Raw genomic sequence first — 12326 nt, 5'->3', positions numbered from 1 at the left:
TCGCTTACTTATCACATGTTTATCATAATACAACTATAGCGTGACGTAAAATACATTCCGTCACAAATTAGTCATAAGTAAAACTTATCAAGATTCCATTTTCGGTTGAACATGAAAAAAGCAACTCCATAACGGAATCGCTTTGACAGCCGAACTTACTCTACACCGATTTCCGCATTCACGTCGAGCGCATCGACGAGCGTGAGTTCGTCTTCGTAACGCTCTTTGAAGCGGTCGAACGTGAATTCATTGGCAAACAAGAACACCGGGCGTTCCCAGCGGTCCGTCACGAGCATGTTACGTGAGTCTTGAAACGGCTTGAGCGCCTTCAATTCCTTGTCCTTCACCCAACGTGCGACACTGTAAGAGACCGGCTCCATGCGGATGTCGACACCATACTCGTTATTCAAGCGGTACTCGAACACTTCGAATTGGAGTTGGCCGACCGCACCGAGGTAAATCTCGTTATATTCGTTGCGATACACTTGAATCGCACCTTCTTGCGCGAGCTGCTCGACCCCTTTGTGGAAGTGCTTCGACTTGAGGGAGTTGATTGGCGAGACACGCATGAACAGTTCTGGCGGGAACGTCGGCAACGCCTCGAACGCAATCTTTTGCTTCGCCGTCGTGATCGTGTCCCCGATTTGATACGTGCCCGAATCGTAAATCCCGATGACGTCGCCGGCGAACGCTTTGTCGACCGTTTCCCGGTCGTTCGCCATGAGCTGTGTCGATTGACTGAGCTTGATTTTCTTGCCCGTCCGCGTAAGCGTCACATCCATGCCCCGCTCGAACACACCCGAACAGATGCGCACGAACGCGATGCGGTCACGGTGGGCCGGATTCATGTTCGCCTGGATTTTGAAGACGAAGCCACTGAACTCTTCTGACGTCGGGTCGATTGGACCGACGTTCGATTTGCGTGCTTCTGGCGCCGGTGACATGTCGAGGTAGTGGTTAAGGAACGACGTGACACCGAAATCGACGAGGGCCGTCCCGAAGAAGACCGGCGTCAATTTTCCGTGTTGAATCGCCTCGACGTCAATCTCGTTGCCGGCACCGTCTAACAGGTCAATCTCATCACGTAAGTTCGTCAAGTTCTCTTCCGTCAAATAGTCGGCGAGCACCGGGTCTTTCACACCGTCTTCGTTTAGCGTGAGCGTCGACTTGTCGCCTCGGAACAAATGCACTTCGTTCTTGATGCGGTCATACACCCCTTCGAACTGCATCCCGCTACCGATCGGCCAAGTGACGGCGACTGAAGGCATACCGAGTACTTCTTCTAGTTCTTCCATCAACTCGAGCGGATCTTTCGCCTGACGGTCGAGTTTGTTCATGAACGTAAAGATTGGGATTCCACGCATGCGGCAAACTTGGAACAGTTTCTTCGTCTGCGTCTCAATCCCCTTCGCGGCATCGATGACCATGACGGCGCTGTCGACCGACGTCAAAACGCGATACGTGTCCTCACCGAAATCGTTATGCCCCGGCGTATCCATGATCGAGACAACTTTGTCCTGATAGACAAATTGCATGACCGAAGATGTGACCGAGATTCCACGCTGCTTCTCGATTTCCATCCAGTCGGATTTGGCGTGTTTTGAGTTCTTGCGGGCCTTGACCGTCCCCGCTTCACGGATGGCCCCTCCGTGTAGGAGCAGTTTTTCTGTTAAAGTCGTCTTACCGGCATCCGGGTGGGAGATGATACCGAAGATGCGACGTTTTTCTACTTCGTGTTTCAATTGGCTCATATATGTGATCCTTTCTGATTCAAGACGTTCCTGATTCGTTCATTTTGCAACGCTATCTATTCTAACGAAATGTGCCCGGTTCGTCCATCCTGAGTCAAAGCGGATACTTTTGCAATCGAACAGTTTTTTGTATACTAAGTTTGAATGACTGTAAATAGAACGGGGGAAAGACGATGCCAGAAAGTCTGGTCATGTATTTCATTGTCTTTTGGGGTTTCGTAATGATCGGCTTAATGTCCATCGGCGGATTTTTCATGTTCCGCAAATTTTTAAAGCGGATGCCAAAAGAGGACGGGCTGTCCCTGCTCGATATCGAAGACGATTATATCGACCGCACCCGGCACATGTGGACGCCAGAGACGCGCACACTGTTGGACCGGCTCGTCACGCCGGTGCCGGAACTGTTCCGTGACGTCGCGATTCGGAAAATCGCCGGTAAAATCGGACAGTTCGCGCTCGAATCGCGGGCGAACGAGATGACGACCGAACTCGTCGTGAAAGGGTATATCGCAGCAACGCCAAAACGCGACCACAAGTTTTTAAAGAAAGCGCTCGAGCAAGAACAGATCGACTGGACGAGATACAAACACTATTTCCAACAGTAGTCCTCGATTTCGAGGACTTTTTGTATGGCATCGTTTGTAAATTGTGCCATACGACTAGTAAGTCTAAAGAACTATTTTTTCCGGTATTAATTATTATAGAATAACGTTCAACATTTAGACAATATTGAAAACGCTTACAATAAATTGGTATGACCAATATTAGTATAACGTTTGGATTTCAGTAGTGAAAAAATGGATAGCTTTTCCTTTATTGTCGTTTCTATAATGTACGTATCTCGAATATGAAGGAGGTACACTTATGCATGACGTCACGCAAGCAACCCAGACCGAGAGTAGCCGTTCTGCTGAGGCGATCGTCGAGAGTCCGACGTTCATTCAACTCATGCGGGAGAAGAACCGCTTCATTCTCCCATCGATTATTTTCTCACTTATCTTTTATTTTACGTTACCGGTTTCGACGAGTTATTTTACATTTTTAAACAATCAAGTCGCCGGGTACATCACATGGGCGTGGGTACTCGCCTTCGCTCAGTTCTTCATGACATGGACGTTCTGCGTCCTCTACAGCCGACGCGCCCGTCGCTTCGATGAGCTCGTCGAACAAATTAAGCAGGAGGAAACACGATGAACTTGACTGCCGTACTCTTGTTTCTCGCCATTGTCGGATTGACGCTCGTCATCACATTTTTTGCCGCCCGAAAAACGAAGACGGCCAGCGATTTTTATACGGCCGACGGCGGACTGACCGGTTTTCAAAACGGTCTCGCCATCGCCGGGGACTATATGTCGGCCGCCTCGTTCCTCGGGATTGCCGGAATGATTGCCCTCGCCGGCTTCGACGGATTCTTCTATTCAATCGGGTTTCTCGTCGCGTACCTCGTCGTCTTATATCTCGTCGCCGAGCCGCTTCGAAACCTAGGGAAATACACGATGGCCGACATGATTGCCGCTCGCTTCAACAAGCCGCGCGTCCGCGGCGTCGCCGCGATGAACGCTATCGTCATCTCTATCTTTTACATGATTGCCCAACTTGTCGGCGCCGGTGCGCTCATCGAGCTATTGCTCGGCATCCCTTACACGACGAGCGTCGTCGTCGTCGGAATTTTGATGACGGTGTACGTTGTCTTCGGTGGGATGACGGCCACGTCGTGGGTTCAAATTACGAAGGCAGTCCTCTTGATGATCGGGACGGCCATCATCTCGTTCCTCGTTTTCGCCAAGTTCGACTTCTCCGTCTTCAAGATGTTCTCGGAAGTGAGCAAGGCGACCCCGCTCGGTGAGAGCTTCTTGAATCCGGGCAACAAGTTCAAACTACCGCTCGATACGATTTCGCTTAACTTGGCGCTCGTCCTCGGGACGGCCGGTCTCCCGCATATTTTGATCCGTTTCTTTACGGTCAAAGATGCACCGACCGCGCGTCAATCGGTCGTCTATGCGACGTGGGTCATCGGCGCGTTTTACATATTGACCATCTTCCTTGGTTTTGGTGCCGCCGCCTTCGTCGGGTCTGACGCCATCATCGCTGCCAACCCGGCCGGAAACATGGCCGCTCCGCTCCTCGCACAAGTGCTCGGCGGAGACTTATTGTTCGCCTTCGTCGCCGCGATCGCCTTCGCGACGATCCTCGCTGTCGTCGCCGGTCTCGTCTTGTCGGCCGCCTCCGCGTTTGCCCACGATTTTTACGGTCACATTATCCGTAAAGGCGAAGCGACGGAGAAAGAACAAGTGGCTGCGGCTCGCATCGCTTCGGTCGCCGTCGCCGTCGTGTCGATGGGCCTCGCTTTCTTCGCCCAGTCGATGAACGTGGCGTTCCTCGTCTCGCTCGCGTTCGCTGTCGCGGCGAGTGCGAACTTGCCGGTCATCCTCTTCACGATTTTCTGGCGACGGTTCAACACGGGTGGTGCCATCTTCGGGATGGTCGTCGGCTTGTTCTCTTCCTTGTTCCTCGTCGCCATCAGTCCGAACATTTGGGCGCCAGACGGCTCCGCTATCTTTATCGGCGAAGCCCTCTTCCCGCTCACGAACCCGGGGATCGTCTCGATTCCGCTCGGCTTCCTCGCTGCGATCGTCGGGACGTATTTGACCAAGTCTGACGAAGCGATTGGGAACTATGAACGGATTCTCGTAAAGGCGAACACCGGCATCGATGCCGAGACGGAAGCTGCCGCATCGAAAGCAGACTAAAAAAAGCGTACCTGATTTCATCATCAGGTACGCTTTTCATGTGGCCATGATCTGTTTGTACTTTTGATACATCGCGATTCGCCACGGCACGATCATGCCCCAGGCGATCAAGTAAAATAGTCCGCCCGTCGCGAAGATGTTCACTTCCGCCCCGATGAACGCCTTCATCGCGGTCCGGATGGCGAGCAGGACGAAAACGACGATGAAGAAGGCTTTCGAACGGGACAGATAGACTTCCCCGTCCCGTTTCTCGAAGTTTGACGTCTTGATGAGGAACACACTAAAAATCAAACCGACGAGAAGCGCCTCTCCGACCTCGAGCCACGTGAGCCGAAAAGCGGGAACGAGAAATTGGAGCATCCCGGTCGACATCGCGAGTGGCGGGATTAAGATCTTCTTCGCGTTCGTCGGATAGGCCGAGGCTTTGACCCGAACGAAACTTGCTACGAGCCCCATGAGCAACGCGACGATGGTCGATCCCCAAAATATCGACATATGGTCAACCCCTTTAAAATCCGGTGAAGCCGACGAGTTCGCTCATCCACGCAGCGAATCGGTTCATACCATCAAAATATAACAAGACGCCGAACGCCATCATGAGATAGCCGCCGAATTTGGCGACGGTCGCACTGTTTCTTGCCAAATATTTAATCTTCCCTACAAAACCGGCCATGATGAGGAACGGAATCGCGAAGCCGATGACGTAAGCGAGCATATAGCCCATCCCTTGACTCGGATTCGATGCCGCGAGCGCGATGACCCCGGCGAGGATCGGTCCTGTGCACGGTGTCCACCCTGCCGCAAAACCGATTCCAATCAAGACCGTACCGAAATAACCGCTCTTCCGTTCCCCGAACGACAGCTTTTTCTCCCGCATCATGAAGCTCGGTTGCCAAATCCCCGCCAAAAAGACACCGAATACGAAGATGAGGATGGCGCCGAACATGCGCAAGCTGTCCTTATACTGGATAAAGACGTCGGCGATCAGTGAGGTTGATAGTCCGAGGACGAGGAAGACGATCGAGAACCCGAACAAAAACGCGAATGTATGAAACCAAGCTTTCCGTTGCCGCAATCCTTCATTCTTCAAGTCAGAGACCGATACTCCGGTAATATAGGACAAGAAGACGGGATAAAGCGGGAGTGTACACGGAGATAAAAATGATAAGACGCCCGCCCCAAAAGCGAGCCATAGAGTGACTTCCATGCGATCTTCCACCTTTCAGCCCCATTATAGCGAAAACCTTTTCAAAATGCTCGTATCTTTTGTTTATGGTAAGTGTCACTTTTTTTTGTAATGTTTGACATGGAAATGAAACTTGTCATACGTTGAGTTAGATGCTAACATTTGGATATTCAAGTATGCCAGTTTCTATTTTATAACGATGGGGGAAACAAAGTGGCGGTCATCACAGCTGAAAACTTACACCATGCCATTGAACAAAAACGCGATGAACTATACGAAATCGCGTCGCAACAAAGTTGGACGTCTCCTGAAGTGATTCATATCAGCCAGGAATTAGATACGTTGATTACACGGCACGTCCTATTGAAACACCCGGAAGAACAATTGATTCGTTGAACACAACAGCTCGTCCCTCGACATGAGGGACGAGCTTTTTTTGGAAACTCGATACGCAAACGGTATCTTTTCAATTTTATGACATCAGACGTTGACCGGACTGTAACTCGTACATCTTCTTGTAGAGTCCGTCCTGGCGGAGCAGCGCCTGATGGTTGCCTCGCTCGACGATTTCCCCTCGATGTAAGACGAGAATCAAATCCGCATCTTGAATTGTCGAGAGTCGGTGGGCGATCGCGATTGTCGTGCGTCCGCGACGCATCCGGTCGAGCGCGAGTTGGACGCGTTCTTCCGTTTCCGTATCGATCGAACTCGTCGCCTCATCCAGGATGAGGATTTTCGGGTCCCGCGCGACAGTGCGGGCGAAAGCGAGTAACTGCCGCTCCCCGCTCGAGAACGTCGCCCCGCGTTCTCCGACTTGATGACCGTAGCCGGCATCTAGTTTTTCGATGAACGTGTGGGCTTGGACGAATTCGGCCGCCTCGCGCACCCGGTCCGAATCAATCGAAGGATTGAACAGCTTCAAGTTGTCTTCAATCGTCCCCGTGAACAAGAACGGGTCTTGAAGGACGAGGCCGACCTTGTCCCGTAGTTCCGCCTCTTCAAACTGTTCAATCGGTTGCCCATCAATCGTGATTTGACCGGATTGATACGGATAGAACCGCGTCAGCAAGTTGATGATCGAGCTCTTTCCGCTGCCGGTGTGGCCGACGAGCGCGACCGTTTCCCCTGGCTTTGCGACAAACGAGATGTTCTTCAGCACGTCGACTTCGCCGTCATAACTGAACGTGACGTTGTCGAAGCGGACCTCTCCCGAGGCGACTTCCGCTTCTCCCGGAAGCCTCTTTCCAGGGGCCGGCTCGTCCGTGTCGAGAATCTTGAAGACGCGGTCGGCCGAGACGACGGCCTGTTGGAACTCGCTCAACCGTTGCATAATATCGAGCACCGGGCGGAAAATGCGCTCGATATAGCTGATGAACGCATAGACGACCCCGACTTGGACTTGTTCGGTCGTCGACAAGACACCGTAGTAACCGAGCAGACCGATAATCGAGAAGGCGAGCAGCAGTTCGATGATTGGGCGCAGCAACATGCTATCGAGCTTCAAGTTGCGGTAACGCGCCTCTTGATGCGCTTCGTTCGTCTCTTCAAACTGGCGAATCAACCGCTCTTCTTGACGGAACTGTTGCACGATGCCCATGCCGTTAATCGACTCGTTCAATTGGGCGTTCAATTGGGACAACAAATCGCGCACTTGCGCGAAATACTTCGTCGAGTATCGGCGGTACGCCCAGATGATGAGCCAAAACAACGGGACGAGCACGAGCCCCATCGTCGCGAGCGTCGGCTCGAGGATGTAAAGGAAAATGTACGTCCCGAGCAACTGCACCCCTGACTGGACGAACGTACTCATGACACCGACGTACAACTCTTTGACGGCTTCCGTGTCATTCGTGATCCGGGAGACGAGCACGCCGGCCGGGGTCCGGTCGAAGTAGGCGAGACGCATTCCCATCACATGTTTGAAAATGTCGATTCGGATGTTTTGGACGATTTTGAGCGCAATCTTTTGAAACGAGATGGACTGCAAATAATCGAATACGATCGCCGACACGTGGAGCACCATATAGACGACGAAAAGTGTGACGACCCAGTTCGTCGGATAGACGCCCGGCGTGACGAACTCATCGATGAACACCTTGATTAAAAACGGTCCGGCGAGCTTCGCGCCTGTCGCGAGCAACAGGAAGACGAACGCGAGGCCGAGCGGTCGACCATACCGTTTCGTATAGCCAAGTAGCCGCTTGATGACCGCCCATTCCTGAATATCATGCTTCATGATGGCCACCTCCTTCTACAATCGCCTCGAGCTGTTGACGATCATACGTGTCTTTATACCAACCGTCTTGTCGAATCAAGTCGGCGTGACTCCCCCGTTGGATGACGCGTCCTGCTTCGAGGACGAGAATCTCGTCCGCATGTTCGACGGCCGACAGTCGATGCGCCACAATGAGACGCGATTGATCCGGATTGCCGGTTCGAAAATGGTCGATAATCGCTTCCTCTGTCTTCGCATCGACGGCAGATAACGCATCATCGAGGATGAGCACGTCCGCCTCGACCATGAGCGCCCGCGCGATTGAGATACGCTGCTTCTGTCCGCCAGACAGCGTGACGCCGCGTTCCCCGACAAGCGTTGCATATCCGTCCGGGAGGCGCATGATGTCGTCATGGACCTCTGCGATTTTCGCCGCCTCCATGATTTCATCCATTTTTGCGTCCGGGCGACCGAACGCGATGTTGCTTGCGATCGAGTCTGAGAATAAGAAATGGTCTTGCGGGACGAGCGCGACCCGCTCGAGCAGGACCTGTTTCTGCACTTGTCGGATGTTGATGCCCCCGATTTTGACTTTCCCTTCGCTCACATCGTACTCACGCGTCAACAGACGGACGAGCGTCGTCTTCCCGGAACCGGTCCGACCGACCACGCCGAGCGTCTTCCCACGTTCGAGCCGGAACGAGACGTCTGTAAGGACGGCATGTTCGTCATAGGCGAACGAACGGATGTCCGCCTCAACCTCCGAGTGCGCGAGCTTCGTCGCCGCGACCGGATCGTCTTGAATCTCAGGTTTGACGGCGAGCATACGCTCGATTCGGTCGTATGAAGCGCGACCACGTTCGACGATGTTGAATAGCCAGCCGAAGGCGAGCATCGGCCACGTGAGTAAACTGAGGTAAGCGGTGAAGCTGACGATTTGTCCGATTGTCAGTTCGCCTTGTTCAATCAAGTATGCGCCGTAACCGATCGAGAGGATATACGATAACCCCACGATACCGAAGATGGTCGGGTCATACAGGGCGTCGATTTTGGCGACGCGGACGTTCTTTGCCATGACCTCGTCCGAGAGCGTCTCGAACGAATCGATGTCACGCCCGACTTCCCCGGTCGACTTTAAGACACGGACGCCACTGACGCTCTCTTGGACTTTGTCGTTTAGCTCCGAGAACGCCGCCTGCGCGACGCCGAAGCGGCTATGTAGTAACTTTCCGTAACGTGTCGTCAAGGCGACCATGATTGGTAGCGGTAAGAGCGCGACGACCGTCAACTTCCAACTGATCGTCGTCACCATCGTGATGATGACGAACGTCCCCATCGTCACACTGTCGACGAGCGTCAAAATCCCGGCACCGGCCGTCATCGAGACGGCTTGCACGTCGTTCGTCGCGTGGGCCATCAAATCGCCGACACGGGACTTCTTATAAAACCGTTGATCCAAATCGGTGAAATGTCGATAGAGCTGGCTCCGGAGCAATCGCCCGAGCCGAATCGAGGCACCGAAGATGAAGTAGCGCCAGAAGAAGCGCGCGACATAGTTGCCAATCCCGACGGCTGCGAGTCCACCGAGGAGGAGCCATAATAGGTTTCGCTCAAGCGACCCTTCGTTCATCTCGTCGACGATGCGGCCGATGATGCGTGGCGGTACGAGCTCGAGTGCGGCGACGAACATGAGCAGCACGATCCCGAGCGCATACGTTCGCCATTCAAGCTTGAAAAACCATGATAATTGTTTAAATACACGAATGTGAATCGCCCCCTTATCTTGAAATAAGACTATTCATTTATGGTAGCGAAAGTTTGTTCGATTGTCTAACAAAATATGGGTACGAAAAAACACTCCGCGATGGCGGAGTGTCTCAAACACAAACATTATGATTTCTTTTCGTTCTTCATTTGAACGTTCATGGCACGCATCACTTGGTTGACTTTCTTCTGTGACGGTTTTTGACCCATCTGCATCATCAACGTGCGAATCATGTCTTCATTGATTGGCGGGTTTTGTTCGAGGTAGTTCATCATGTATTTACGAGCGATGAAGAAACCGATCGCGATACCTCCGATGAGTGCTGCTACGACGATAAGAATCCAGAACAATGTACTCAAGGTTTTTACCTCCTCTACCATATGAAACATCGTTTTTTACTATACACTATATTACGCTAATTCGCTAGTCGTCAGAAAAAAAATCGTGATGCCCTCCAGAAACGGATGACATCACGACGGTTCTTGATTTAAAGCGATTTGACAGCGTCGACGACGTTCTCGACCGACATGCCATACTCCTTCATGAGGAGGTCGCCAGGAGCCGAGGCCCCGAACTTGTCGATTCCGAGTACTTTACCGCCGAAGCCGACGTATTTGTACCATCCGAGCGTCGATCCCGCTTCGAGCGAGACGCGCTTCGTCACAGATGACGGAAGGACAGACTCTTTGTATTCAGCCGATTGTGCTTCGAACAATTCCCAAGAAGGCATCGACACGACAGCCGCGTTCACGCCTTCTGAAGCGAGTTGTTCGCGCGCTTCGACGAGGACGTGGACTTCAGAACCCGTACCGAGGAGAAGCACGTCCGCCCCGTTCGAGTCGCCCGCGACGACGTATGCACCTTTCGCCGCCTGCTCGACTGACGTCCCTTCAAGCTCAGGAAGCGCTTGACGCGTCAAGACGAGAAGTGATGGTGTCGATGTCGTCGTCACCGCCTGTTTCCAAGCCGCGATCGTCTCTTTCCCATCCGCTGGGCGGAGAACTGAAACGTTTGGCATCGCGCGGAAGCTCATCAAGTGCTCGACCGGTTCGTGTGTCGGACCATCTTCACCGACCGCAATCGAATCGTGCGTCAAGATGAACGTCGACGGGAGACCCATGAGGGCAGCCAAGCGGACCGCTGGACGGAGGTAGTCTGAGAAGACGAAGAACGTCGCGCCGTAAGGAAGGACGCCACCGTGGAGGGCCATGCCGTTGACGGCAGCTGCCATCGCGAACTCACGGACACCGAACCAGATGTTGCGACCAGCCGGATCTTCGTCGAAGTCCGCCGCACCTTTAATCATCGAGTTGTTCGAACCGGCAAGGTCAGCCGACCCACCGAAGAGCGTCGGAACGGCTTTCGCGATCGCGTTCAATACTTCTCCGCTCGTCTGACGTGTCGCTTTCTTCGAGCCGATTTCAAACGTCGGCAACTCGCTGTCCCAACCTTCTGGGAGTTCGTTGTTCATCGCACGCTCGAATTGGGCACCGAGCTCTGGATGAGCCGATTTGTAAGCTTCGACGAGTTCGTTCCAGTCCGACTCATACTTCGCGCCCGGCTCGATGACTTTCTCGTTGAACAAGTCATACACTTCAGTCGGCACGTAGAAGTTCTCGCCTTCCCACTTGTAGAACTGTTTCGTGAGCTCGATTTCGGCTTCGCCGAGTGGTGCGCCGTGCGACGCCGATTTCCCTGACTTGTTCGGTGAACCGAAGCCGATGACCGTCTTCACTTCGATGAGCGTCGGTTTCGACGTCTCCGCTTTCGCTTCATCGATCGCCTTCGCGATCGTGTCGATGTCCGTTCCGTCCTCGACACGGATGACTTGCCAGCCGTATGCGTTGAAACGGTCTTCGACGCTCTCCGAGAACGACTTGTGAAGGTCACCGTCGAGTGAGATGTCGTTTGAATCATAAAGGACGACGAGCTTGCCGAGCTTCAAGTGACCAGCGAGTGAGGCAGCTTCTGCCGACACGCCTTCCATCAAGTCACCGTCTCCGCAAATCCCGTATGTGAAGTGGTCAACCACTTTGAACTCATCACGGTTGTATGTCGCTTCCAAATGTTTCTCTGCCATCGCCATCCCGACTGCCATGGCAATCCCTTGGCCGAGCGGTCCAGTCGTCGCGTCGACACCGGCCGTGTGACGGTACTCTGGGTGTCCAGGCGTCTTCGAATCCATTTGACGGAACGATTTGAGATCGTCGAGTGAAAGGTCGTAACCAGATAAGTGAAGGAGCGAGTACAAGAGCATCGAACCGTGTCCCGCTGAAAGCACGAACCGGTCGCGGTTGAACCAGTTCGGGTTTTTCGGGTTGTGACGCATCTTATCTGTCCAAAGCGTGAACGCCATCGGAGCCGCACCCATCGGCATACCCGGGTGACCAGAGTTCGCTTTTTGGACCGCATCAATCGAGAGCGTCCGAATCGAGTTAATCGCTAATAATTCTTTAGTAGTTGTTTCCACTAATTTCATCCTCTCTGTTGTTACAAAGTTTCTACCCGTCATATTTTAGCACACTCATTCGTGTGTCACAACTAATTAATTAGTATAACACATTGATTGAAATCGTTTACTTCCTTCGCTTTGTTTACCCGTCAATCGTCGAACCTTATCCATGTTCGTGTATAACAAACATGCACATCCTATATGAAA

General features: G+C 52.8%; 11 protein-coding genes. 4 read left to right on the top strand and 7 right to left on the bottom strand.

Going from position 1 to position 12326, the window contains the following annotated elements:
* Positions 1–155 precede the first annotated feature (155 nt).
* Positions 156–1751, bottom strand: a complete 1596-nt coding sequence (locus KB235_RS08465; RefSeq protein WP_211779371.1) for a peptide chain release factor 3 — start codon at positions 1749–1751, stop codon at positions 156–158.
* Positions 1752–1924: 173 nt separating this feature from the next.
* On the opposite strand from KB235_RS08465, the gene KB235_RS08460 reads away from it, so the two are divergent.
* The 3 genes from KB235_RS08460 (at position 1925) to KB235_RS08450 (ending at position 4501) form a co-directional block, all read left to right on the top strand.
* Positions 1925–2356, top strand: coding sequence for a DUF2621 family protein (locus KB235_RS08460; RefSeq protein ID WP_034804980.1), 432 nt, complete (start codon positions 1925–1927; stop codon positions 2354–2356).
* 259 nt (positions 2357–2615) lie between these two features.
* Positions 2616–2945 carry a DUF485 domain-containing protein gene (locus KB235_RS08455; protein ID WP_034804984.1) on the top strand — a complete coding sequence of 110 codons (330 nt, stop codon included), beginning with the start codon at positions 2616–2618 and terminating at the stop codon, positions 2943–2945.
* Positions 2942–4501: a solute symporter family protein gene (locus KB235_RS08450; RefSeq protein ID WP_034818246.1), complete on the top strand. Its 1560-nt coding sequence runs from the start codon at positions 2942–2944 to the stop codon at positions 4499–4501. The genes KB235_RS08455 and KB235_RS08450 overlap by 4 nt, the downstream gene beginning before the upstream one ends.
* Before the next feature lie 36 nt (positions 4502–4537).
* Here the strand turns inward: KB235_RS08450 and KB235_RS08445 are convergent, their stop codons facing one another.
* The gene (locus tag KB235_RS08445; RefSeq protein WP_034805147.1) at positions 4538–4990 is read right to left on the bottom strand and encodes a CcdC family protein; all 453 of its coding nucleotides are present in this window, start codon (positions 4988–4990) and stop codon (positions 4538–4540) included.
* Between the two features lie 19 nt (positions 4991–5009).
* On the bottom strand, positions 5010–5708 hold the full coding sequence (locus KB235_RS08440) for a cytochrome c biogenesis CcdA family protein (RefSeq protein WP_211779370.1): 699 nt from the start codon (positions 5706–5708) through the stop codon (positions 5010–5012).
* Positions 5709–5900: 192 nt separating this feature from the next.
* Here KB235_RS08440 and KB235_RS08435 point away from each other — a divergent pair, with 192 nt between their 5' ends.
* Positions 5901–6083: an aspartyl-phosphate phosphatase Spo0E family protein gene (locus KB235_RS08435; RefSeq protein ID WP_211779369.1), complete on the top strand. Its 183-nt coding sequence runs from the start codon at positions 5901–5903 to the stop codon at positions 6081–6083.
* Between the two features lie 76 nt (positions 6084–6159).
* On the opposite strand, the gene KB235_RS08430 is transcribed toward KB235_RS08435, so the two are convergent.
* The 4 genes from KB235_RS08430 to tkt all read right to left on the bottom strand — a co-directional run bounded on the left by KB235_RS08430 (position 6160) and on the right by tkt (position 12146).
* On the bottom strand, positions 6160–7923 hold the full coding sequence (locus KB235_RS08430) for an ABC transporter ATP-binding protein (protein ID WP_034804992.1): 1764 nt from the start codon (positions 7921–7923) through the stop codon (positions 6160–6162).
* Positions 7913–9667, bottom strand: a complete 1755-nt coding sequence (locus KB235_RS08425; RefSeq protein WP_211780936.1) for an ABC transporter transmembrane domain-containing protein — start codon at positions 9665–9667, stop codon at positions 7913–7915. Before KB235_RS08425 ends, KB235_RS08430 begins: the two co-directional genes overlap by 11 nt.
* Before the next feature lie 125 nt (positions 9668–9792).
* Entirely contained in the window at positions 9793–10026 is a 234-nt protein-coding gene (locus KB235_RS08420; protein ID WP_024372458.1) for a YneF family protein, read from the bottom strand.
* A gap of 128 nt (positions 10027–10154) precedes the next feature.
* Positions 10155–12146 carry a transketolase gene (gene tkt / locus KB235_RS08415; protein WP_034818244.1) on the bottom strand — a complete coding sequence of 664 codons (1992 nt, stop codon included), beginning with the start codon at positions 12144–12146 and terminating at the stop codon, positions 10155–10157.
* Positions 12147–12326 lie beyond the last annotated feature (180 nt).

It is taken from the genome of Exiguobacterium alkaliphilum (genome assembly GCF_018138125.1).
Taxonomy (GTDB): domain Bacteria; phylum Bacillota; class Bacilli; order Exiguobacteriales; family Exiguobacteriaceae; genus Exiguobacterium; species Exiguobacterium alkaliphilum.
This window is presented reverse-complemented; position numbering and strand designations above follow the sequence as displayed.

Coding starts and splice junctions, on each gene's coding strand:
- KB235_RS08460 (WP_034804980.1), top strand. CDS start 1,925: ATGCCAGAAAGTCTGGTCATGTATTTCATTGTCTTTTGGGGTTTCGTA.
- KB235_RS08440 (WP_211779370.1), bottom strand. CDS start 5,708: ATGGAAGTCACTCTATGGCTCGCTTTTGGGGCGGGCGTCTTATCATTT.
- KB235_RS08465 (WP_211779371.1), bottom strand. CDS start 1,751: ATGAGCCAATTGAAACACGAAGTAGAAAAACGTCGCATCTTCGGTATC.
- tkt (WP_034818244.1), bottom strand. CDS start 12,146: ATGAAATTAGTGGAAACAACTACTAAAGAATTATTAGCGATTAACTCG.
- KB235_RS08430 (WP_034804992.1), bottom strand. CDS start 7,923: ATGAAGCATGATATTCAGGAATGGGCGGTCATCAAGCGGCTACTTGGC.
- KB235_RS08450 (WP_034818246.1), top strand. CDS start 2,942: ATGAACTTGACTGCCGTACTCTTGTTTCTCGCCATTGTCGGATTGACG.
- KB235_RS08455 (WP_034804984.1), top strand. CDS start 2,616: ATGCATGACGTCACGCAAGCAACCCAGACCGAGAGTAGCCGTTCTGCT.